This window comes from Methylobacterium sp. W2, assembly GCF_020662345.1.
Lineage (GTDB): Bacteria > Pseudomonadota > Alphaproteobacteria > Rhizobiales > Beijerinckiaceae > Methylobacterium.
In genome coordinates this window covers 71,558-93,161 of the sequence record NZ_VMOA01000007.1, presented here as the reverse complement: position 1 = coordinate 93,161, position 21,604 = coordinate 71,558, and the positions used below count along the sequence as shown (strand labels likewise).

The window sequence follows — 21,604 nt, the reverse complement described above, 5'->3', positions numbered from 1 at the left end:
TCCCAGGCTGCCGAGGCAGGCTGCCCCAGGGGGGGCGATTTCCGTCTTGCCTTCCGCCTAGCCATGTCCGCGGATTGAAGGAACGCCGTTCCAGGGCCAAGCAGCGACCGCTGCGATCCTAATACAATACTTATATAATTGGCCTCGCTTCCGTCTCGAACCCTAATGCGGTTCGCGTCCACATAGGACACGGGCGAGACCGGTCATGCATCGGCCCCCGAACCGAAACGGACCGACCATGCTCGACATTGTCTTCATCGCGACGGGGCTCGCCTTCTTCGGCCTAGCCGCCGGCTACGCCGTCCTCTGCGAACGCCTCTGAGGCACGCCCATGCCCCTCACCTCCATGACCCTCGACCTGACGCTTGGCGCCCTCGTGACCCTGGGGCTGCTCGGATACCTCACCTACGCCCTCGTCCGCCCCGAGCGGTTCTGAAGGAACACCTCTCATGACCATCAACGGCTGGATCCAGATCGCGCTGTTCTGCGCGGTCGTCCTCGCGCTCGCTCGTCCTCTCGGCGGCTACATGACCCGCGTCTTCACGGGCGAGCGAACCTTCCTGTCCCCCGTGCTCGCACCCGTGGAGCGCGGGCTCTACCGCGTCGCCGGCATCAACGCCGCCCAGGAGCAGCGCTGGCTGGCCTACGCCCTGTCCATGCTCGCCTTCCACGTGATGGGCTTCCTCGCCCTGTACGCTCTGCTGCGATTCCAGGCGGTCTTGCCGTTCAACCCGGACGGGCAGTCGGCGGTCGCGCCGGATCTGGCCTTCAACACATCGACGAGCTTCGTCACCAACACGAACTGGCAATCCTACGGCGGCGAGACGACGATGTCGTACCTGACGCAGATGCTGGGCTTGACGCACCAGAACTTCCTCTCGGCGGCCACCGGCATCGCGCTCGCCGTTGCTCTGGTGCGGGGCTTCAGCCGCGCCTCCGCCAACACCGTGGGCTCGTTCTGGGTCGATCTCACCCGCACCACCCTCTACGTGCTGCTGCCGTGCTGCATGGGGCTGACGCTGTTCTACGTCTGGCAGGGCATCCCGCAGACGTTGGGTGGTGCCGTCGAGGTGACCACCCTGGAAGGCGCCAAGCAGACCCTTGCGGTCGGCCCGGTGGCGAGCCAGGTGGCGATCAAGATGCTCGGCACCAACGGCGGCGGTTTCTTCAACGTCAATGCCGCGCACCCGTTCGAGAACCCGACCGCCCTGTCGAACTTCGTCCAGATGGTCTCGATCTTCGCCATCGGTGCCGCGATGACCAACGTCTTCGGCCGCATGGTCGGCGACGAGCGCCAGGGCTGGGCGATCCTGTCCGCCATGGGCGTGCTCTTCTTGGCCGGGACCGCGGTCGTCTACTGGGCCGAAAGCGCGGGCAGCCCCGTCCTCAACGCCTTAGGGCTGACCGGCGGCAACATGGAGGGCAAGGAAGTCCGCTTCGGCATCGTCGCGTCCGCCCTGTTCGCGGCGGTGACCACAGCGGCCTCCTGCGGCGCCGTCAACGGGATGCACGACAGCTTCACCGCGCTCGGCGGCATGATCCCGATGATCAACATGCAGCTCGGCGAGATCATCGTCGGCGGCGTCGGCGCGGGCCTCTACGGCATCCTCGTCTTCGTCATCGTGACGATCTTCGTGGCCGGCCTCATGGTCGGGCGCACGCCGGAATACCTCGGCAAGAAGATCGAGGGCCGCGAGGTCAAGATGGCGATGCTCGCCATCCTGTGCCTGCCGCTGATGATGCTCGGCTTCACGGCGCTCGCCACGGTGGTTGCGGCGGGCCTTGCAGGCCCAGCCAATGCCGGCCCGCACGGGTTTTCGGAGATCCTCTACGCCTTCACCTCGGCGGCGGCGAACAACGGCTCGGCCTTTGGCGGGCTCACGGCGAACACGGCGTTCTACAACACGACGCTCGGCCTCGGCATGCTGTTCGGCCGGTTCTTCGTCATCGTCCCGGCTCTCGCCATCGCGGGGTCGCTCGCCGCGAAGAAGACCGTGCCGGCTTCGGCCGGGACCTTCCCGACCCATGGCGGCCTGTTCGTCGGCCTGCTCGTCGGCGTGATCCTCATCGTCGGCGGCCTGACCTTCTTCCCGGCCCTGGCGCTGGGACCCATCGTCGAGCACCTCGCCGGCGGCCTCGGCCAGACTTATCCGGCGGGGGGCTGAGATGCAGCACGCCATGCCCCTCCCCACGCAAAGACGCGCCGCCATGCGGCGCGCCCTGGCCCGGCACCGGCCGCGGTCCCAGCCCTGGAGCCGGATCGGGCGCGACCGGAAGGACGTCCGGCTCTCGGACGTCCTCCTCGCCCTGCTCGGCCTGACCATGCTCGGCGCCCTCGGCCTGGTGGCAGGGGCCGCCCTCCTCGGCGGTGCGCTCGCGCCTTGAACCCCACTCGACGGCGCGGAATCGCGCCGCCCCCCCGAGACGTCTCCCAATCGGACACCCGCAATGGCCCGCCCAAACTCCACTCGCCTGTTCAGTGCCGCCCTCGTCGGGCCGGCGCTTGTCGGCGCCTTGACCAAGCTCGACCCGCGCAAGATGATTAAGAACCCGGTCATGTTCGTGGTCGAGGTCGTCGCCGCGCTCACCACCGTCCTGTTCATCCGTGACGTCCTCACCGGCGGCGCCAACCTCGCCTTTTCCGGCCAGATCATCCTCTGGCTGTGGTTCACGGTGCTGTTCGCCAACTTTGCCGAGGCCATCGCCGAGGGCCGCGGCAAGGCCCAGGCCGACAGCCTTCGGCGCACCCGCACCGAGACCATGGCCAAGCGTCTGAAGGGGGCCGGTCGCGACTACGAAACCATCTCCGGAAACGACCTGAAGGTCGGCGACGTGGTGCTGGTCGAGGCCGGCGACATCATCCCGTCCGACGGCGAGGTCATCCTCGGCGTCGCCTCGGTCAACGAGGCCGCCATTACGGGTGAATCCGCCCCCGTCATCCGCGAGTCCGGCGGCGACCGCTCGGCGGTGACCGGCGGCACGCAGGTGTTGTCCGACGAGATCCGCGTGCGCATCACGGCCGCCGCCGGCTCGACCTTCGTCGACCGGATGATCGCCCTGGTGGAGGGGGCGTCGCGTCAGAAGACCCCGAACGAGATCGCGCTCAACATCCTCCTCGCCGGCCTCACCATCATCTTCGTCTTCGCGGTGGCGAGCATCCCGAGCTTCGCCTCCTACGCAGGGGGATCGATCCCGCTCATCGTCCTCGTTGCCCTGTTCGTCACCCTGATCCCGACCACCATCGGCGCGCTGCTGTCGGCCATCGGCATCGCCGGCATGGACAGGCTGGTGCGCTTCAACGTGCTGGCCATGTCAGGTCGTGCCGTCGAGGCCGCCGGGGACGTCGACACCCTGCTGCTGGACAAGACCGGCACGATTACCCTCGGCAACCGCCAGGCCACAGAGTTCCGCCCGGTGAGGGGTATCACCGAGCAGGACCTCGCCGATGCCGCCCAGTTGGCCTCGCTGGCGGACGAGACCCCCGAGGGGCGCTCCATCGTGGTTCTGGCCAAGGAGAAGTACGGCATCCGGGCCCGCGATATGGCGAGCCTGAACGCTACCTTTGTGCCGTTCACGGCCCAGACCCGGATGAGTGGCGTCGACCTCGACGGCTCGTCCATCCGCAAGGGCGCCGTGGATTCGATCATCGCCTCGGTGGGCCAGCAGCCGATGGCCACGCGCGGCTCGAACGCGGCGCTCGCGTACAGCCCGGGCGTCGCCAGCGAGACCGTGCGCGAGATCCAGGCCATCGCCGAGGACGTGGCCAAGGCCGGCGGCACGCCGCTGGCGGTCTCCCGCGATGGGCAGTTGCTCGGTGTGGTCTACCTGAAGGACATCGTGAAGGGCGGCATCCGGGAGCGCTTCGTGGAACTCCGCCAGATGGGTATCCGCACGGTGATGATCACCGGCGACAACCCGATGACCGCCGCCGCCATTGCGGCCGAGGCCGGCGTCGACGATTTCCTCGCCCAGGCCACGCCGGAGGACAAGCTCGCGCTGATCCGCAAGGAGCAGGCGCAAGGCAAGCTCGTCGCCATGTGCGGCGACGGCACCAACGACGCTCCGGCGCTGGCCCAGGCCGATGTGGGGGTCGCCATGAACACCGGTACGGTGGCGGCGCGCGAGGCCGGCAACATGGTCGACCTCGACAGCGACCCGACCAAGCTCATCGAGATCGTCGGCATCGGCAAGCAGTTGCTGATGACCCGCGGCGCGCTGACCACCTTCTCCATCGCCAACGACGTGGCCAAGTATTTCGCGGTTCTCCCGGCGATGTTCCTGGTGCTCTACCCCCAGCTCCAGGCCCTCAACGTCATGGGCCTCGCCTCGCCCGAGAGCGCGATCCTTTCAGCGATCATTTTCAACGCGCTGATCATCGTCGTGCTGATCCCGCTGGCGCTGAAGGGCGTGTCCTACCGGGCGGTCGGGGCCGGCGCTCTCCTGCGCCGCAACCTCCTGATCTACGGCCTCGGCGGCATCCTGGTGCCCTTCGTGGGCATCAAGGCCATCGATCTGGCCATCACCGCCCTGCACCTCGTCTGAGCCGCCCCGAACCGCCACATAGGAGCCTGACATGTTGAACCAGCTTCGCCCCGCCCTCGTGCTGCTGATCGCGCTGACGGCCATCACCGGGCTCGCCTACCCCCTGGCGATGACCGGCATTGCGGGGGCGATCTTCCCCGCCGAGGCCGCCGGCAGCCTGATCGAGCGCGACGGCAAGGTCGTCGGCTCCGGCCTGATCGGGCAATCCTTCACCAGCGAGCGCTACTTCCAGGGTCGCCCGTCAGCCACGAGTGCCGCCGACCCGACGGATGCCACGAAGACCGTCCCGTCGCCCTACAACGCGGCCAATTCCTCGGGCTCCAACCTCGGTCCGACCAGCGCCTCCCTTGCCGAACGGGTGAAGGCGGACGTCGCAGCCCGGCAGGCCGAAAACCCCGGCAAGCCCGTCCCGGTCGACCTCGTCACCACCAGCGGCTCGGGTCTCGATCCGGACGTCTCTCCCGATACCGCCCTGTTCCAGGTGCCCCGAATCGCCAAGGCGCGTCACCTCTCCGAGGATCAGGTTCGTTCCCTCGTCGACTCCCAGGTCCAGGGTCGCCTGCTCGGCATCCTCGGCGAACCTCGGGTGAACGTGCTCGCCCTCAACCTCGCCCTGGACGACTTGGATTCGAAGTAACATCGCCGGATGAGCATCCTGACCACGACGACCGCGAGCCACGATCCCGACCGTCCCTCGCCTGACGCGCTGCTCCAGGCGGCACGGCGCGAGGAGGGTGGTCGCGGCCGCCTCAAGATCTTCCTCGGGGCGGCCCCAGGGGTCGGCAAGACCTACGAGATGCTCACCGTCGGCCGAGCCCGGCTCAAGGCAGGGGCGGACGTAGTCGTCGGCCTGGTCGAGACGCACGGGCGCGCCGAGACCGAAGCCCTGACGGAGGGCTTTGAGGTCGTGGAGCGCCGTGCGGTCGGGTATCACGGTGCAATTCTGGAGGAGATGGATCTCGACGCGCTCCTCGTGCGCCAGCCGGCGCTCGCCCTCGTGGACGAACTCGCCCACACCAACGCGCCGGGCTCCCGCCATCCGAAGCGCTACCAGGACGTGGAGGAACTGCTCGACGCCGGCATCGACGTCTACACCACCCTCAACATCCAGCACGTCGAGAGCCTGAACGACGTCGTCGCGCAGATCACCCGCATCCGGGTGCGCGAGACCGTGCCCGACGGCATCCTCGACCGGGCCGACGACATCGAGGTGGTCGATCTCAACCCCGACGATCTGATCCAGCGCCTGAGGGACGGCAAGGTCTACGTGAAGGGCAACGCCGAGCGCGCCCTCAAGCATTACTTTTCGCGCGGCAACCTGACCGCCCTGCGAGAACTCGCCCTGCGCCGCACCGCCGACCGCGTCGACGACGAGCTTCTCAGCCACATGCGGGCCAACGCCATCGCGGGGCCCTGGGGTGCGGGCGAGCGGGTGCTGGTCTGCGTCAGCGAGGATCCACGTTCCGCTGGGCTCGTGCGCCATGCCAAGCGCCTCGCCGACCGGCTGCACGCCCCTTGGACCGCCATCACGGTCGAAGGCCCCCGCAGCCTCTCCCTCGACGAGGCCGCCCGCGACCGCATCGCCGACATTCTGCGTCTCGCCGACCGCCTCGGCGGCGACGCCGTGACCCTGCCGGGCGGCCGACGCGTCGCCGACGACATCCTCGCCTATGCCCGCGCGACCAACGTCAATCACATCATCCTCGGCAAGGCCGACCGGTCCCCGCTGTTCGAGCTTCTCAACGGCTCGGTGGTGCACGACATCGTCCGGCGTTCCGGCAACATCAGCATCCACGTCATCGCCGGCGAGGCGGCCAAGGCCGACCCGGTCCCGCCGAAGACGGTCGCCACGGCCCCCGATCGGTCACCGTTCGAGATCCTTCCCTATATCGTCGGCGTCCTAGCCACGGGAACGGCTCTCGCGCTCGCCCTCCTCGTCGAGCCTTACCTCGGCGTGGAGAATGCCGACCTGATCCTGCTAACCGCCATCGTGGCCGTCGCCGTGCGATCCGGCCTCGGGCCGTCCCTCGTCGCCGTCCTGGCGGCCTCGCTCTCCTACAATTTCTTCTTCCTGCCCCCGGTCTACACCCTCTCCATCGCGGACCCGACCAACATTGCCGCCTTCCTCCTGTTCACGGTGGTGGCGGTGGTGGTCTCCAACCTCGCCTCGCGCTCCCGCCGGGAGGCCATGGTTTCGCATGGCCGTGCCAGGGCGACGGAGCGGCTCTACGGCTTCAGCCGCAAGCTCGCCGGATGTGCCACCCTCGACGACGTGCTCTGGGCGACCTCGGCGCAGGTCGCTGCCATGCTGAAGGTCCGGGTGGTCGTTCTGCTGCCGGAGCAGGGGACCGTCTCGGTCCGCGCCGGCTTTCCCCCAGAGGATACCCTCGATGCGGCCGATCTCGGGGCGGCCAAGTGGGCCTTCGACAACGAACGGCCCGCCGGTCGCGGCGCCGACACCCTGCCCGGCGCCAGGCGGTTGTTCCTGCCGATGCGCACGGGGCGCGGCATTGTCGGGGTGATCGGCCTCGATACCGACGCCACCGGACCGATCCTCTCGCCCGAGAACCGCCGCCTGTTCGATGCGCTCGCCGACATGGCGGCGCTCGCCATCGAGCGGGTCCGGCTGGTCGAGGACCTCGACCGGGCCGAACGCGCTGCCGAGACCGACCGCCTGCGCCAGGCCCTGCTCACCTCGATCTCACACGACCTGCGCACGCCCCTGTCCTCGGTGCTCGGGGCGGCAACGACCCTGCGCGACCTCAACGAAGCCTTGGCCGCCGAGGCCAAGAAGGACCTCCTCGCCACCATCATCGAGGAATCCGAGCGGCTGAACCGCTTCATCGTCAACCTCCTCGACATGACCCGGCTGGAGGCGGGAGCGGTCGCGGCGAGCCTGACCCCGCAGGACGTCGGCGAGAGCGTCGATACCGCGCTCCGTCGCCTGGGGCCGATCCTCGCTGGGCACCGGGTACGCCTCGACCTCCCGCCCACCCTGCCGGCCCTGCGCCTCGATCCGGTCCTGTTCGAGCAGGTGCTGGTCAATCTCCTCGACAATGCTGCCAAGTACGCACCCGAAGGTTCGACCGTCACGGTCAGGGGCGTAGCCGAACAAGGGCGGGTCCGGATACAGGTCGTCGACGAGGGCGATGGGCTGCCCGAGGCCGACGTCGAGCGGGTGTTCGACAAGTTCTACCGGGTCCGCAAGTCCGACAGCGTCCGGGCCGGGACCGGCCTCGGTCTCGCCATCGCCCGCGGCTTCGTCGAGGCCATGGGCGGCACACTGACGGCGGGCAACCGCCGCGACCGCCTGGGTGCCGTCTTCACCATTCTCCTGCCCGTCCCCCCGGCGGGACAGGTTCACTCGGATCTTGCGGCATGAGCATCAACATCCTCGTCATCGACGACGAGCCGCCGATCCGCAAGCTCCTGCGCGTGGGCCTGGCGACCCAGGGCTACGAGACCTTCGAGGCGCCCAACGGACGGACCGCCCTCGATATCCTCTCGCGTGAGACGGTCGACCTGATCATTCTCGACCTCGGCCTGCCGGACATGCGCGGGCACGACCTGCTCCGCACCATCCGCAAGGAATTTCGCGATTTGCCCGTGGTGGTCCTGTCGAGCCGCGACGACGAGGCCGGCAAGGTCGAAGCCCTCGACCTCGGTGCCGACGACTACGTCACGAAGCCCTTCGGCATGGGTGAGCTCCTGGCCCGCATTCGCGCGGCCCTGCGCCACCAACTCGCCGTCCAGGGCGAGCGCGCCCTGTTCGAGGTCGACGGCCTCAGCGTCGACCTCGTGCGCCGCCTCGTCCGGGTGCGCGGCGCGGACGTGAAACTGACCCCGCGCGAGTACGACTTCCTGCGCGTCCTGATCCAGCATGCCGGCAAGGCCCTGACCCATGCCCAACTGATGAGCGAGGTCTCGACTTCGTCGGACCCTCAGTACCTGCGCGTCTACATGCGCCAGCTTCGCCTCAAGCTGGAGGCCGACCCGGAGCGTCCGAGCATCCTGCTCACAGAGACCGGCGTGGGCTACCGGCTGCGGGCCCCGGACGACGAGGCCCGCGCCTGACCCCTGAACCGCACCGGGTTTCCCGGAGGCTCCCACTCTTGTGAGGATGGGGCCATGACGAAGCGAACCGCATGCTGCACGATTTGTCGATCCCGGCAGGTTGCCGGCTCGGGCTCGCTCGGACGCGGCAATGATGGTCGAGATCTACTGGCGTGGTCCATGGCGGAGCTTCGAAGCTGTTGAGTTCGTTACCCGCGAATAGTCGATTGCCCCAAACTAAATGGCCTACGGTAAACCCACGGCGGTTCAGAGCGCTGCCAAGTGGCTCTACTGCTTACCCGCAGCCCTTTTCGGCGGCTCCGCGGACTTGATGCTGCCTGTTTCCGATACCCGTTCCCGAGCCTGCTCGACGCGTTTCCTCGAAGCCACAACCGCGCGTTGGGAGCTGGCAAGCTGACCCTTGGCTGCGTCACGGGCAGCCGCAGTCTGGCTGAGTTCCTCTCGGGCAGAGGCGAGTTTGGCTTGCCATTCACGCAAAAGGTCGAGGTTTGCCTGCTCCAGCTCTTTTTGGTGGTCTACCAATCTGTCTTTATCCGTTTGCAGGAGGTTGACCCGATCAGTGAGTTCACGGTTGATCGAAGCCTTGTTTGCGAAAGCTCCCCATCCTGCAAAGGCGTAAACTCCTAAGATGAGGTTCAGCGCTACAGTACGTGTTGGCGTCCAGGCAAAAAGCAGCTGAAGCTTCCAGCGTAACAGCTCGAGCATGCGAGGCATGGGTCGTCCGACTCCCATCGAACCTGGGCGGACCCCATTGGTCCGAACGGCTGATCGATCAAGTCTGAGAAAATGCCCGCTCAGCGTTAAGGCTTGCTTACGAAGGGCATCAGTTCGTCGCTCGTGGATGATCACGAGGTCGTTGTCGATGACGCCACCCGGAAAGAGATTAACAGCGCGATCCAGCGTCGCTCGCGCGCTACCGCTTCGCTGGAAGTGTCGAGTGCTCTGACAAGGTGCTGCTGACCGACCGTGGCGACGAGATAGGCGGGAACCCGCAGGCGGACGTACCAGCGACCCCGGCGACGATGCACAGACTCGGCAGGTCGCACCTTAAGCTTCGCTCCCCAGGGCCACGGTGACACAGTGTCAGCACGCGGGTTGGGATCGAAAGCTAGAAACCGTTTATCGACAGTGATTTACAGGTTGATGGCGGAGGGAGCGTCAGCCCCACTGATGTTCAGCGCTAGCCAAAATCATTCGAAAGTCTACGTCATAACAATGGTTTAGCTTAGGTACCTTATGCGAGCTTGTCCATTGTAATCCGCCTGCAGCCCACATAAAGTGTGGGTGAAAATGTGGGCGCCATGAGTTCGACGGACACTACAGGAAAGCGAAAAGGCCGCCATCCTGACAGGGCGCTCACCGCCGTGCAGGTTCGGGCGCTTAAAGCTCCCGGCAGGTATGCAGATGGCCATGGCCTCTACCTTGTTGTCGAGCCATCAGGTTCGAAGCGATGGCTTCTGCGCATCGTTATCCATGGCACCCGGCGCGACATCGGATTAGGCGGGGCCAGCCTTGTCACGCTGGCCGAAGCCCGCGAAAAGGCGTTCGCTTATCGCAAAACGGCTCGGGACGGCGGCGACCCCCTCGCCGAACGGCGCAAGCCTGTCGAGACGATCCCAACCTTTGCCGAAGCGGTCGTACGGGTCTTCGAGGACAACAAGCCCTCGTGGAACAACGCGAAACACGCGGCGCAATGGAAGACCACGCTCGTAACCTACGCCAACCCGTTTTTCGGTAGCCGACGAGTGGATCAGGTCGAAACACCCGATGTGCTTCGCGCCCTGTCGCCGATCTGGCTGACGAAGCCTGAGACGGCTCGCCGCGTACGCCAGCGGATTGGCACCGTGCTCGATTGGGCCAAGGCTGCCGGGTATCGCGGCGGCGACAATCCGATTGACGGGGTTAGCCGAGGACTGCCGAAGCAAGGCGAGCGGGAAGAGCATCACGCGGCGCTGCCCTACGCTGAGGTCCCCGCCTTTGTTGCGCGCTTGTGAGAGTCGAGCGAGCAGGGGGAGATCGCCCGACTTGCCTTCGAGTTTTTGATTCTGACGGCGGCTCGGACCAGTGAGGTGCTCGGTGCTGCGTGGTCCGAGGTCAACGACGGCGAGGCACTGTGGACGGTGCCGGCAACCCGCATGAAAGCGGGACGCGAGCACCGGGTTCCACTCAGCAGTCGGGCGGTTGAGGTGCTGGCACGGTCGAAAGCCCTGGGCAGCGGCAGTGCCCTCATCTTCCCGGGTCGTTCGGGCACCAAGCCGCTATCGAACATGGTTTTTCTAATGGCGCTACGCCGGATGGCAGTGCCGATTACGGCCCATGGTTTCCGGTCGTCATTTCGCGACTGGGCAGCTGAGGCAACGAACCTGCCTCGCGAGGTCGCTGAGATGGCACTCGCCCATGCCGTGGAGAACCGGGTCGAGGCGGCCTACCGGCGAGGTGATCTGCTGGCTAAGCGGCGCGAGATGATGGAAGCTTGGGCGGCATACATAGCTGGCGCTACGATTTCTCATGACCAACAAAAAACAGCTTAGCAATGCGTTCCCTGAGCTACAGCCGAATTTGGGCATCAAGCTCTTTCGCGATAGGGCCGCGGAAAAGGCGAGCACGCGCCGGGCTTACTTTGTTCTTCGAGGTTTTGTCAGCTATGAAAACTCTGCGGCTACCCAGGATAAATGGCGAGATAATCGACAGCTAACCCTGCAAGGTTTATGTCATGCATCGGCTCGCTATTGGTCTGAAAAGGAGCATGATGACAGGGCAACTGCCGGCTCCATCAAAGCTGAGCTTGGCAAGCTCAAAGCACATGCAGATGCCCTGGTCCAAGGGATGGAAAGCCTCTCGCCCATTGCCCGAAGAGGGCTTAGCGGCAAAATAGTCAGTGAGATACTTAAGCGGCCATTATCCCCGCGATCATTCAATGATGCCTTACTTGCGGCAAAAGACATTCAAACGAGTATCGATCTACTCGTCAGTCGCAAAGCATCAAAACGAACGCAAGCATCAATACGCAATGCTTGCGGCGGCATCGTCAGTGTTCGAGAGCGGCTTACAAACAAACCTTTCTTGCGCAGTTATGGGGAAACGAAACGTGGTGCAAACAGCAAGTTTACAGTCGGAAAAAACGAGTTTGCCTCCCTCGATGCCTTGTTTGTTCAAGCGGCAATGCAAGCCATTGATCCTACGTTGGAGTTACCTCCAATCAAAACGGGCCTGAGGGCGTGGTTCGCGTGGGATAAGGAACAAGCAGAAGGGCGCGGCGAGGGCAAGGAGCGCTTATAACGCTGAACGAAGACACAATGAGCCATCAAAATCATGCTCAATCGTGTCCTAGGATTCGCTCGCAAACCGCCATGTGCGGTGATTGATGTCCGACCCTGTCCAATAAGCTGGAGGGTCCGATGGATCACAACGCCAAGCCCGAAAACCCCAAGCCCCAAGGTTTCTTACCCAACGGCTACGTTGTTTACGAGCCGCCGAAGGTCGCGACGGCACCGTTGAAGACCGTGAAGGCGGGCTCCGCCCCGCACAAGTCGGTGAAGCCGAAGTCCAAGCCCGAGCCCATTGCGTTCCCGGCCGAGGGCTACGCCACCTACAAGCAGGTGCAGGCGAGGCTGCAAATCAGCAACAGCACGATGCACTCCTGGTTGAAGCAGAAGAAGAACCAGTTGCCGATGCCTGTCCGCATCGGCCCGCGAGCGATGCGGTTCAGCGTTCAGGACATCCTCGACTACGAGCGCGCGGCCCGCGAGGCCACCAAGGTGGCGGCGGAGTGATCCGCCTCACCACCACGTAAAGCTGAAATCACAGGCAACATCGAGCACGCGGGCGTCACGAAGACCGCCAGCAGCTCCACCTCACTCCCCCCGAAAATCACCCCGCAACACAGCAACCGGCCTCCCGGCCGGCAGGGCAGCTTTTGCCAAGGATCCCGCATGCCTGAACCCTCCTACCTTACGGCTCGGCGCCAGAACCGACGGCGACTGATCGGTCGACTGGAGCACGGCAGCGGCGCCCAGCGCCAACTGGCGGCGTCCCTCGTTGCCTGCACCGAAGGCGATCCCTGCCTGAGCGGAGCCTGCAGCGAGTGCGGCGGTCGTCTCCAACTCGCTGCCCTGGACCTAGCTGACCAATACGTTCGCGAGCCCGCACGCGCACTGCGCGGCCGGATGACCATGATCACGGTAGTGCCCAGCTTCGGATGCGTCCTGTCGGGTGAGCTCGATGTGACCGTTTGCCGGCGGGTCCTCGCTGAGGTTGGGGCGGTCGCTGTGGCCAGCGGCATCACCCCCAGCATCTTCAGCCTCGACATCTCCTTTAACGAAGATCTGACCGGCAAGGGCCCCCCGCCGCACTGGTGCGTGCACCCGCACGGTGTCGCGGTCGATTGGTTCTCCCCGGCTCAGCAGGCGCCCTTCCGAGATGCGTTCCCGCCGTCCCCGTGGGTGAAGCGGCCGGTCAAGTTTGATCCCATCGATGCCAGCGATGAGGCCGAGCGCTACGCGCTCAAGCCCGACCGCATCCGTCGAGTGACCGAACTGAACCAGTCCCGACAAGACGCCGGCGGTGGTCCCAGCACCAACACCAAGCGTCGCGGGCTCCGAGCAATTCAGGCCGATGAGCTGGCCATGGTTGAGCATCAGCTCGGCTTGGCTGGCCGGGTCATCGGGTGCGGAATCGATGCCGATGCCGTCGAGCGGGCTCTGGGTGGCTTCAACTGGGCGAGAGACGGGCCCTAGGGGCGACTAGGCAGGAGGGGGAACTGCAACCCTCGTCCGCCCTGACCAAGGCGCCGTGCTCCCCGGCGTGCCCGGCGCCTACCCCACCCTGTCAGCGAAAAGCCCGTGCATCCCGTGCATCCCGTGCGTGAGCTGACCAAGCACCAGCAAAAACCAGTCCGACCACCAGATCGAAGGACCCATCATGTTAACCGACAACCCCACGACCACCGCGGGCATCCGCAAAATCAATCAGCTTTACGACGAGGGCGAACAGGCTTGGTACGACGTCTACGAGTCGCCGGGTATCGCTGTCCCTCTTGTCACTGCCACTGTCCCGCGTGAAGACCAAAGTGTCGGGGCAGTCATCCGCCACCTCCTGCGGTGCGGGGCGCGATTGCCCCCGACCAACGAGCGTCAGGGTATCATCACCACCGCCATCGCTTGCGAGGCTCCCATCGTCCGTCGTGCCGCGCGCAACGGCTGGCGCGATGCGAAAACCTTTGTCACGCACCGTACCGTTGTGTCGGGGCGCGAAAACGGTGACGTCGTTGTGCCGCCGAGCGGAGCTTTTGCCGGTAGCACCGGTCACATGCAGGATCGCGGTGACCTCGTCGAGTGGCGCATGCTGATGCTGATCGCACAGTACTCGACGGCGATGATGCTCGCACTGGCTGCCGTATTCGCCGGGCCAATCCTCAAGATAGCGCGACGTCCCAACTTCGCCTTGGTCCTGTACGGCCCGAGCCGATCCGGGAAGTCAACGGCGCAACTCGCTGGTGCATCGGCCCTTGGCTACGGACAGGAGGAGGACCTCCCAAGCCTGAACGCTACACCCGCCGGGCTGATGGCAATTGCCGTGGCATTCAACGACCATGCGCTGCCGATCAACGAGGTTGGCACAGCGCGAGGCGGAAAGTGCAATGTTTACGATGCCCTTCGCGACGTGACCTATTCGTTCGGGAACGGGCAGGACACCATCCGTCACCCTAGCTGGACCGGTAGCAGTGGCGGGGAGGCCGCGACCTTCCAAGTGCTGCCGCTGATGTCTTCCGAGCATTCACCCGACGCGTGGGCAGCTCGCAAGGGCGAAAGCCGCGACGAGGGTGAAACGGCTCGGCTTATCGGGGTTCCGGTGCTCTTCAATGGGTGCCGGACGATTTTCGACAGGGCACCGAAAACCCTCGCAGCAACCGACCGCGCATCGTGGGAGCAGGAGCAGTTCAAGCAGTTGCGCGAAGTGCTACCGAATCAGCGAGGCTTTGCCTTCAAAGCGCACGTCGAATGGATCACTGCTCGGCCTGAATTCGTCCAAGAATGGGTTGGTATCCTTGTGGCACGCTTCGAGGCGGCGGTTGTGCAGGCGGACATGTCTCCCGTGAAGCGCGACATCGTGGCCAAGTTCGGCGTTCTCTACGCAGGTGGATACCTCGCTATCAAAGCGGGGGTGCTGCCGTTGGATAAGCTTAAGTTCGGGCAAGCAATCATCCGCGCTTGCCGAGCAGCTCTGGCCGAGCTGCCTGATCCGATGGCCGAGCTGAAGCGTGATTTGGGGGTCATGAAAGTCAAGCTTGCGGGCGCCTCTGTCGTGGATACGGAAGCGTGCACGGGCAAACAGTTGCGGCTGATGAGGAGTACCGACGGCTTTCGGTCGCCTAAGAACGCTGGGCATGCAATCGTCGTTCGTGCCCAGGTCTTCGCAGACTGGTTCCCATCGAAGTTGCGGACCCGTCGGGTGCTGGAGTGGCTCGATACCGAAGGGTTCCTCGATCACGTGCGGGAGCGGACCAACGGCCGTTCAAACCTTTGGGCACAGCGCCAAGTGACTTGGCCTGACGGGACCCGCCAGCACTCGATCAGCATCTATTTGCCGGGTGGCTTCACCGATCTCGACCGCGCCTAAGTTCAAATAGGAAGGCTCCCGGCGCTGATCTTACATTCAGTGCCGGGGGCCTTCCTGTTTCATACGGCGGCGGGCGGACAGTCCTCAAGGCCATTCGCATTGAAGTTGGCGCGGACCTTGGACGTTGGAAAAGCCGGCGGGCTTACCAAGATGCAGGCAAGCGGAAATCGGGGGCGCGGTAACGATAGGCCCCCACCCAAAATCCACGACGCGTATATCGGAGACCCTCCTACGGGGCGCCCCCTTTCCCTCGCCGCTGGAGGCGGCTTCAGGCGTCGAGAGCCCCCTTCGGCGGGCAGCCTCGCCTTTGGCTGAGATGGCCGGCCTAGGCCGCCTGTGACGCTCTTATGGGTATCGTTTTAATACCGATGGTCCTTAATCCTCGAAAATCGGTCGCATCGGCTTCTCCCCGCCGCGCGCTAGCTCTCGGTTATGGATCGCATTTTCCCCATGACCCGCGCCGCCGGGCTCGAGCGCCTCGCTGCCTTCCTCAGGGATGGAGGGGCTGAGTATGCCGGCTCCCGCAACTTCGACCTTGGACCCGAGGCCCGTTCGACGACCTCCGCCCTATCGCCCTACCTGCGCCGGCGCCTTATCACCGAGGCCGAGGTCGTCGCTGCGGCCATCGGTACCTTCGGTGATGAGGGGGCCGCGAAGTTTGTCAGCGAGGTGTTCTGGCGGACCTACTTCAAGGGTCACATGGAAACCCATCCCGCCGCCTGGACAAGCTACCTGGCGCTGGCCGCCAAGGGCCATGAGCGGCTCGCTGTCGAGCCTGGCCTGCGGCGGACCTACGAGGCGGCGGTAGAGGGGCGGAGCGGGATCGATTGCTTTGACGCCTGGGCGAGCGAACTCGTCGAAACCCGCTGGCTCCACAACCACGCACGCATGTGGTTCGCCTCGATTTGGATCTTCACCCTTCGCCTGCCCTGGGCCCTCGGTGCCGAGTTCTTCATGCGCCACCTCGTCGATGGCGATCCAGCCAGCAATACGCTCTCCTGGCGCTGGGTCGCCGGCCTGCACACTCGGGGCAAGCACTACGTTGCCCGCGCCGAGAATATCCGGCGCTACACTGATGGACGTTTCGATGCGGTCGGCCTCGATGAGTACCCCGACGCCCTCGACGAGCCGATGCCGCCCCGAGAAATACCGTTGCCGCCGGCCGACGCGGTGCCTGACGGTGAGGTCGCACTTCTCCTGCACCTCGACGATTTGCACCCGGAAAGCCTGCCCCTCGGCGCCGCGCGGGTCGTGCGCATCGGCGGCCTCGTTGCCCATTCGGACGGCGCGTCCGACTTAGTTAGGGCTCTGGATGAGGCTGCGATGGCGGAAGTGTTGGCTCGTGCCGCAGCCCATTTCGGATGCCCGGCTGGCCACGCTGATAGCGGTTGGGCGGATAGCCTGCCGGTTGTGACCGCATGGGCCCCGGTCGGACCATCGGCGATGGTGCTGCCACAGGGGTGCCTGCGCCTTCGCCGGGCCTGGGACAAGGCAGCTTGGCCGTTGTCGAATCGCGGCTATTCTCGGCTAAGGAAAGCCATCCCCCAACTCATATGAGGATCTGCAGATCGATTGGTGGGACTGCTCGCCGAGCTTGCCTTTGTCTGCGGTCGTGGGCGAGAGGTCATCACAACCATTCACCGTGTCCCTGATGCTTACCAGCGACGCTGGGAGCCAGCAGGCTTTCCAGTCAGTCGCCGCCAGAAGACCGTGAGGCCACGACCGCTCTCCTTGGCCTACGCGGCACCGACGACTGGGATGTCGGCGAGCCGGGTTGTGTAGCGCGGCGAGCGCATATCGAATCTCGTGGACCACGTTCGCTGCGGCCCGAAGCCGGCCGTGCCGAGTACCACCGCCCCTCGCCCACAGCGGCGGTTGCACGCGTCAAGAGCGTCCATTAGCGCCGAACCCCGCTCGCGGTCGAGACCGTCGAACAGCGCCCGCTGTGAGGCTGTCAGGGGCACAAGAGCGACGGTGATGACCCCTGCCTTCAAGTATCGATAGCCCGCCTTCCAGATCCGCCGCACGCCCGCCGTCGCTGCCTTGATCAGCACCAGGGTATCCGACGTCGTTTCGGGTAGGGTGACAACGGTCGAAACGGATCGCTGCGGGTTGCCGGTGCCATGTTCCGAGATATGGAAGGATACCGTCACGTGGTCCGTGCCGAGCGTAGTCCGAAGCGTCCCTCGAAGCGCGGCCGGTGATATGGCCTGGGTCAATCCGGATGGCAGATGGACACCACGTCAACGGTCCACCATCGCCGACATGAGAGCATGTTCCACCTGATCTTCAATCTGCCCAGCCAGTACGTAATCGCCCAGGTGTTGTGGCCTCTCGCGTTGAAGGCCGGCGACGCCGTCCTCCTGCTTATCGCGTCACAGTACCACCTTTGGTGCCGCCTCTTATCCGGCTCGGTGTTTGCGCCCAGGTTTCCAGGCGTGCTGATTGTGCTGTTCAGCCGGGTCTTCGGCACGATCTTACTCGTGGCGGCGATACAGGTGGCGCTCGCCGTCGCATTGTTGGCCTCCAAACTCGCATTGGGTAGCGGCTGGGCTGTCTCCGCCCGCTGGCGCTACGTCGAGGCGGCGCTGGCCATGCCGAGGCGTCCGCTGCCGCATCAGATTTCGATGCAGATCTTGCCAAAGTGCCGATTGCTCTCCTGGTGCTGGAAAGCTTCGACCAAGCCTTCGAGGGGATAACAGCGGTCCACGACCGGCCTCAGATCGCTGGCGTCGATGGCGCGGATCATCTCGATCTGGTGGCGCCGGCTGCCTACGAGCACGCCCTGCAGCCGGATCTGGCGGACCAGCGCAGGCACCAGCGGAAGCAGTCCCTCAACTCCTGTGAGGATGCCGATGACGGAGACGTGGCCCCCGACCCGCACGGCCGCCATCGACTGTTCCAGCGTCGCCGGTCCGCCGACGTCGAGGACGTGATCGACGCCGCGGCCTCCCGTCAGCTGCCGCGCCGTCTCGCCCCAGGCCGCATCCTGCCGGTGGTTGACGACATGGTCGGCCCCGAGCACGCGCAAGCGTTCGAGTTTCGCACCGCTCGAAGAGGTCGCGATCACCGTTGCGCCGGCGGCCTTCGCAAACTGCAGGGCGAACAGCGAGACGCCGCCGGTGCCTTGCACCAGCACCACGTCGCCCCCCTTCAGTCCGGCATCGGCGTGCAGGGCCCTCCAAGCGGTTACCGCCGCCGTGGTAAGGGTCGCCGCCTCAGCGTGATCCCAGCCGACGGGTGCCCGTGTGAACGCGGTCGCCGGCACGGTGACGCGTTCACGGGCATAGCCGTCCACGCCGTCGCCCGGCACGGTCGCAAAGCCCTCGACCTCGGGCGCCCCCTCCAGCCAGGTGGGGAAGAAGGTGCTGACCACCCGGTCGCCGACCGCGAACTCGTTGGTCCCCGGCCCCACCGCCTCGACCTCGCCCGCGCCATCGGACATCGGCACGCGAGCTTCCGAGGGGCCCCACATGCCGCTGACGACGGCATAGTCGTGGTAGTTGAGCGAGCTGGCGCGCAGGCGAACGGTGACCTCGCCGGGTCCCGGCTCTGGGACCGGCCGTTCGCCGAACCCAACCCGGTCGAAGCCGCCTCCGGGCTGGACGACGACGGCGCGCGATAACGAGTGCTTCATGTCCGCCTCTTTGAGTCCCGATGACGTTGTGTGCCGGGCCGTTCGCGCGACGACCGCGATCTGAGTTGCCTCTCGACGATCCGTCCCAAGACGACGACCGTTGCCGGGTCGCCCCAGCGGGCGAGCGTGCAGGTCCGTTCGGCCTAGGCCGGGATTCGGTCGATGCGAGCGGTATCCTTCTCCGCCACGCCGTTCTCGCGATGACGGAAGGCGCTCAGGGCGCGGTAGACCTGAAGCCGGGCGCGCATCACGGAGCCGAGCGGTCGGTGCGCCGCGAGGCTGTGGGCCGGACGGAAGGTCATCACCTCGTCGAAGTAGCGAACGCGGTCCGGCGCGTAGGCGTCCTGACGGGGCAGGCGCAGCGTTGCCACCGTGCGGTAGGGGCTGACGGACACCGGCCAGTCTACCGAGGCGTCCTCGATGGGCTGCTGCTCGGCGTCCGCCCAGAGTTGGGCCCTCAACTCGAACACCACCTCGTGCTCCTGGAAGAAGGCGACGGTGGCATGGCGGAAGCCGTTCTCGTCCTGATTCGGATCGAGCCTCCATTCTGAGAGGGCGCGCTGGCTCTCGGACGAGGGCACGGCCCCGAGCTTGGCCACGTAGTCGCCGTAGCGGACCGGCGCCTGGCTGAAGTAACTGTCGGCCAGGGGATGGCTGTAGGGATGGCCGAAGAAGTCGGCCATCGCACTGTTGGTGCCGAAGGCGTGCAGCGCCTGGTTGAGGTTGCGCATGGTCGACGAGACCGCGCTTTTGATCCCTTCCGGCAGTCCCGTCGACTTGCCGATTACTGTGCCGTCCCGCAGGAATCCGGCCGCCGTGCCCGAGGGGAAGGTGGTCCCGGTCGCGAGGACAAAGTCCTGGGTGTCGGAGGAATGGCCAGGCAGCTTCTCTCCGGGCACGTCGAACACCTTGATGGACATGCCGCGGTGGGTCGATACGCGGTCACCCAAAGTCTCGCCTGGCCCCTGCGCGAAACGAACCGCCACGGGATGAATGCCGGGCGTGGCGAACAGCCCTTGGGCCAGTTCGGGCGGTAGGCCGGCGGAAATCGTCAACTCGCCGGTGACGCAGGCCGAGCTCTTGGCGTGGCTGGCGCGCACCGCATGGTGCTCGCGGGCCTCAACCGTCTCCGATTGCTGCGTCATGCCCTTGATGATGCCGTCAATCGTTTCTTGCTCGTCCGCGGCGGGCTTCTCGATGTCGGGTGCGTATCGCAGGTAGGTCATTGTCCGCCTCGCAGAAAATGAGGAATGGAGTTGCGGAAGGGCCGAATGATTCGCGTCCGGCCACCGACGCGACGCAAGATCAACTTAGCCGTGGCTGCCCGTTCGAAGCCGTCAGGCCGCCATCGACCGGCAGGTTCACGCCGGTGACGAAATGGGCGTCCTCGCTTGCCAGGAAGGCGATGACGCCGGAGATATCCTCAGGCTTGGCGCCGCGCCCCATCGGGATGCGCTCGTTGAACTTTGCGACAAGCTCGGGCTGGTCCTGCATGTTGGCGGTGAACGGCGTGTAGACGAGCGACGGGTTGACCGCGTTCACGCGCACCCCGTTCCTCGCCTCGTCGAGCGCCACGGCGCGGGTGAAGTTTGTCACGGCGCCCTTCGCCGCACAGTAGAAGCTGTGGTTCCAGTCGCCGCCGAGCCCGGAAACCGAAGATATGTTGACGATGCATCCGCGGCTTGCCCGGAGGTGCGGCAGCGCGAAGCGGGTCATGTAGAAGACGCCGTAGAGGTCGGTCTCAATCACCGTCGAGAAGTCGGCGATGTCGCCCTCGTCGACCTTGCCGAGATGGTCCTTGCCGGCATTGTTAACGAGCACGTCCAGGCAGCCGAACCGGTCGACCGCAGCCTTTACCGCAGCTTCGCATCGGCTGGCGTTCGAGAGATCTGCGACCTCCGCTAGGACGGCGACCGCCTCGATCCCGTCCGCCACCTTCCGAAGGCCCTCCCCGTTCTGGTCGACCAGAACCAGGCTCGCGCCCTCCAGCCCGAAGCGCCGCGCCGCGGCCTCGCCGATGCCGGATGCGGCGCCGGTGACCAGCACCACCTTGTTCGTAAAGCGTCCCATGATGTCTCCTGGATGGGGTGCGGCCCGTCTCGGGCCGCACCGGAATGCCTGCCGCGCTCAGACGCTCCGGGACTGGCCGGGATGGCGACCCTCGGCGAACTCTTCGACGATTTTGGCGCAGAAGGCGGGGAGGTCCTTCGGGGTACGGCTCGTGACGAGCCCCTGGTCGGTGACGACCGCCTCGTCGACCCACTCGCCGCCGGCGTTCCGGATGTCGGTTGCAACCGTCGCGAACGAGGTCAGCCTGCGACCTCTCACGACATCCGCCTCGATCAGCGTCCACGGCCCATGGCAGATAACGCCGACCGGCTTGCCCTGGGCGAAGAAATCCCGAACGAACGCGACCACGTCCTTGCTCGCCCGAAGCTTGTCGGCGCCGACCGTGCCGCCGGGAATGACCAGTCCGTCGTATTCGGCCGCCGAGGCCCCCTCGATGGTCGTATCCACGGCGTAGCGTCCGCCCGGGTCGAGGTCGCCGTTCACCGTCTCGGCCTCGCCGGCCTCCAGCCCAATCACGGTGACACTTGCCCCTGCCTTCATCACCGCGTCGTGCGGCTGGACGAACTCGGGTTCCTCGGTTCCGCGCGGTGCGATCAGGATGGCGATCTTCCGTCCATGCAGGCTCATGTCTTCTCTCCTCGTTTCGGTTGGGCCAGACCACTC

At 65.6% G+C, this 21,604-nt stretch carries 19 protein-coding genes and 2 pseudogenes; 14 read left to right on the top strand and 7 right to left on the bottom strand.

The features are described 5' to 3' along the window. Positions 1 to 331: 331 nt before the first annotated feature. The 7 genes from FPV16_RS05805 (at position 332) to FPV16_RS05775 (ending at position 8,616) form a co-directional block, all read left to right on the top strand. The gene (locus FPV16_RS05805) at positions 332 to 436 is read left to right on the top strand and encodes a K(+)-transporting ATPase subunit F (RefSeq protein ID WP_227436946.1); all 105 of its coding nucleotides are present in this window, start codon (positions 332 to 334) and stop codon (positions 434 to 436) included. A 13-nt stretch (positions 437 to 449) separates the two neighbouring features. Then, positions 450 to 2,165, top strand: coding sequence for a potassium-transporting ATPase subunit KdpA (gene kdpA, locus FPV16_RS05800; RefSeq protein WP_227436944.1), 1,716 nt, complete (start codon positions 450 to 452; stop codon positions 2,163 to 2,165). 13 nt (positions 2,166 to 2,178) lie between these two features. Next, positions 2,179 to 2,385, top strand: a complete 207-nt coding sequence (locus FPV16_RS05795; protein WP_227436941.1) for a hypothetical protein — start codon at positions 2,179 to 2,181, stop codon at positions 2,383 to 2,385. Positions 2,386 to 2,448: 63 nt separating this feature from the next. Next, positions 2,449 to 4,542, top strand: coding sequence for a potassium-transporting ATPase subunit KdpB (gene kdpB, locus FPV16_RS05790; protein ID WP_227436939.1), 2,094 nt, complete (start codon positions 2,449 to 2,451; stop codon positions 4,540 to 4,542). Between the two features lie 31 nt (positions 4,543 to 4,573). Continuing rightward, positions 4,574 to 5,179 (top strand): K(+)-transporting ATPase subunit C, encoded by a 606-nt coding sequence (locus FPV16_RS05785; protein WP_227436938.1) that lies wholly within the window; start codon positions 4,574 to 4,576, stop codon positions 5,177 to 5,179. Positions 5,180 to 5,188: 9 nt separating this feature from the next. After that, complete coding sequence (locus FPV16_RS05780; protein ID WP_227436936.1) at positions 5,189 to 7,924, top strand: sensor histidine kinase; 2,736 nt, start codon at positions 5,189 to 5,191, stop codon at positions 7,922 to 7,924. Further along, the gene (locus FPV16_RS05775; RefSeq protein WP_227436934.1) at positions 7,921 to 8,616 is read left to right on the top strand and encodes a response regulator; all 696 of its coding nucleotides are present in this window, start codon (positions 7,921 to 7,923) and stop codon (positions 8,614 to 8,616) included. Before FPV16_RS05780 ends, FPV16_RS05775 begins: the two co-directional genes overlap by 4 nt. A 267-nt stretch (positions 8,617 to 8,883) precedes the next feature. Here the strand turns inward: FPV16_RS05775 and FPV16_RS05770 are convergent, their stop codons facing one another. Then, positions 8,884 to 9,330, bottom strand: coding sequence for a hypothetical protein (locus FPV16_RS05770; RefSeq protein WP_227436932.1), 447 nt, complete (start codon positions 9,328 to 9,330; stop codon positions 8,884 to 8,886). 131 nt (positions 9,331 to 9,461) lie between these two features. Next, on the bottom strand, positions 9,462 to 9,644 hold the full coding sequence (locus FPV16_RS26375) for a DUF6538 domain-containing protein (protein WP_413629201.1): 183 nt from the start codon (positions 9,642 to 9,644) through the stop codon (positions 9,462 to 9,464). 336 nt (positions 9,645 to 9,980) lie between these two features. On the opposite strand from FPV16_RS26375, the pseudogene FPV16_RS05765 reads away from it, so the two are divergent. The 6 genes and pseudogenes from FPV16_RS05765 to FPV16_RS05740 all read left to right on the top strand — a co-directional run bounded on the left by FPV16_RS05765 (position 9,981) and on the right by FPV16_RS05740 (position 16,791). Continuing rightward, a pseudogene (locus tag FPV16_RS05765) lies at positions 9,981 to 11,147 on the top strand (tyrosine-type recombinase/integrase). Continuing rightward, a complete protein-coding gene (locus tag FPV16_RS05760) occupies positions 11,125 to 11,895 on the top strand; it encodes a hypothetical protein (RefSeq protein ID WP_227436930.1) in 771 nt (256 codons plus the stop codon). Before FPV16_RS05765 ends, FPV16_RS05760 begins: the two are co-directional and overlap by 23 nt. Before the next feature lie 119 nt (positions 11,896 to 12,014). Further along, positions 12,015 to 12,389 carry a helix-turn-helix transcriptional regulator gene (locus FPV16_RS05755; protein WP_227436927.1) on the top strand — a complete coding sequence of 125 codons (375 nt, stop codon included), beginning with the start codon at positions 12,015 to 12,017 and terminating at the stop codon, positions 12,387 to 12,389. 159 nt (positions 12,390 to 12,548) lie between these two features. Then, a complete protein-coding gene (locus FPV16_RS05750; protein WP_227436925.1) occupies positions 12,549 to 13,352 on the top strand; it encodes a hypothetical protein in 804 nt (267 codons plus the stop codon). A gap of 184 nt (positions 13,353 to 13,536) precedes the next feature. Then, positions 13,537 to 15,234, top strand: a complete 1,698-nt coding sequence (locus FPV16_RS05745) for a DUF927 domain-containing protein (RefSeq protein ID WP_227436923.1) — start codon at positions 13,537 to 13,539, stop codon at positions 15,232 to 15,234. A 450-nt stretch (positions 15,235 to 15,684) separates the two neighbouring features. Next, a complete protein-coding gene (locus FPV16_RS05740) occupies positions 15,685 to 16,791 on the top strand; it encodes an FAD-binding domain-containing protein (protein WP_227436921.1) in 1,107 nt (368 codons plus the stop codon). Between the two features lie 179 nt (positions 16,792 to 16,970). Here FPV16_RS05740 and FPV16_RS05735 read toward each other — a convergent pair. Further along, positions 16,971 to 17,411 (bottom strand): annotated as a pseudogene (locus FPV16_RS05735) (DUF4113 domain-containing protein); the annotation flags it as partial. A gap of 96 nt (positions 17,412 to 17,507) precedes the next feature. Between FPV16_RS05735 and FPV16_RS05730 the strand changes: the two are divergent. Further along, entirely contained in the window at positions 17,508 to 17,933 is a 426-nt protein-coding gene (locus FPV16_RS05730) for a hypothetical protein (RefSeq protein WP_227436919.1), read from the top strand. Here the strand turns inward: FPV16_RS05730 and FPV16_RS05725 are convergent. From FPV16_RS05725 to FPV16_RS05710, 4 genes are all read right to left on the bottom strand, one after another. Next, a complete protein-coding gene (locus FPV16_RS05725) occupies positions 17,852 to 18,871 on the bottom strand; it encodes a zinc-dependent alcohol dehydrogenase family protein (protein WP_227436917.1) in 1,020 nt (339 codons plus the stop codon). The genes FPV16_RS05730 and FPV16_RS05725 overlap by 82 nt on opposite strands. A gap of 143 nt (positions 18,872 to 19,014) precedes the next feature. Beyond that, complete coding sequence (locus FPV16_RS05720; RefSeq protein ID WP_227436915.1) at positions 19,015 to 20,097, bottom strand: catalase family protein; 1,083 nt, start codon at positions 20,095 to 20,097, stop codon at positions 19,015 to 19,017. Positions 20,098 to 20,176: 79 nt separating this feature from the next. After that, on the bottom strand, positions 20,177 to 20,941 hold the full coding sequence (locus tag FPV16_RS05715) for an SDR family NAD(P)-dependent oxidoreductase (RefSeq protein ID WP_227436913.1): 765 nt from the start codon (positions 20,939 to 20,941) through the stop codon (positions 20,177 to 20,179). A 57-nt stretch (positions 20,942 to 20,998) separates the two neighbouring features. Beyond that, positions 20,999 to 21,568 carry a type 1 glutamine amidotransferase domain-containing protein gene (locus FPV16_RS05710; RefSeq protein WP_227436911.1) on the bottom strand — a complete coding sequence of 190 codons (570 nt, stop codon included), beginning with the start codon at positions 21,566 to 21,568 and terminating at the stop codon, positions 20,999 to 21,001. Between the last annotated feature and the right edge of the window lie 36 nt (positions 21,569 to 21,604).

Excerpts from the sequence above, each read along its gene's own strand:
- FPV16_RS05805 (WP_227436946.1), top strand. The coding sequence starts at position 332 with ATGCCCCTCACCTCCATGACCCTCGACCTGACGCTTGGCGCCCTCGTG.
- kdpA (WP_227436944.1), top strand. The coding sequence starts at position 450 with ATGACCATCAACGGCTGGATCCAGATCGCGCTGTTCTGCGCGGTCGTC.
- FPV16_RS05795 (WP_227436941.1), top strand. The coding sequence starts at position 2,179 with ATGCCCCTCCCCACGCAAAGACGCGCCGCCATGCGGCGCGCCCTGGCC.
- kdpB (WP_227436939.1), top strand. The coding sequence starts at position 2,449 with ATGGCCCGCCCAAACTCCACTCGCCTGTTCAGTGCCGCCCTCGTCGGG.
- FPV16_RS05785 (WP_227436938.1), top strand. The coding sequence starts at position 4,574 with ATGTTGAACCAGCTTCGCCCCGCCCTCGTGCTGCTGATCGCGCTGACG.
- FPV16_RS05780 (WP_227436936.1), top strand. The coding sequence starts at position 5,189 with ATGAGCATCCTGACCACGACGACCGCGAGCCACGATCCCGACCGTCCC.
- FPV16_RS05775 (WP_227436934.1), top strand. The coding sequence starts at position 7,921 with ATGAGCATCAACATCCTCGTCATCGACGACGAGCCGCCGATCCGCAAG.
- FPV16_RS05770 (WP_227436932.1), bottom strand. The coding sequence starts at position 9,330 with ATGCCTCGCATGCTCGAGCTGTTACGCTGGAAGCTTCAGCTGCTTTTT.
- FPV16_RS05760 (WP_227436930.1), top strand. The coding sequence starts at position 11,125 with ATGACCAACAAAAAACAGCTTAGCAATGCGTTCCCTGAGCTACAGCCG.
- FPV16_RS05755 (WP_227436927.1), top strand. The coding sequence starts at position 12,015 with ATGGATCACAACGCCAAGCCCGAAAACCCCAAGCCCCAAGGTTTCTTA.
- FPV16_RS05750 (WP_227436925.1), top strand. The coding sequence starts at position 12,549 with ATGCCTGAACCCTCCTACCTTACGGCTCGGCGCCAGAACCGACGGCGA.
- FPV16_RS05745 (WP_227436923.1), top strand. The coding sequence starts at position 13,537 with ATGTTAACCGACAACCCCACGACCACCGCGGGCATCCGCAAAATCAAT.
- FPV16_RS05740 (WP_227436921.1), top strand. The coding sequence starts at position 15,685 with ATGACCCGCGCCGCCGGGCTCGAGCGCCTCGCTGCCTTCCTCAGGGAT.
- FPV16_RS05730 (WP_227436919.1), top strand. The coding sequence starts at position 17,508 with ATGTTCCACCTGATCTTCAATCTGCCCAGCCAGTACGTAATCGCCCAG.
- FPV16_RS05725 (WP_227436917.1), bottom strand. The coding sequence starts at position 18,871 with ATGAAGCACTCGTTATCGCGCGCCGTCGTCGTCCAGCCCGGAGGCGGC.
- FPV16_RS05720 (WP_227436915.1), bottom strand. The coding sequence starts at position 20,097 with ATGACCTACCTGCGATACGCACCCGACATCGAGAAGCCCGCCGCGGAC.
- FPV16_RS05715 (WP_227436913.1), bottom strand. The coding sequence starts at position 20,941 with ATGGGACGCTTTACGAACAAGGTGGTGCTGGTCACCGGCGCCGCATCC.
- FPV16_RS05710 (WP_227436911.1), bottom strand. The coding sequence starts at position 21,568 with ATGAGCCTGCATGGACGGAAGATCGCCATCCTGATCGCACCGCGCGGA.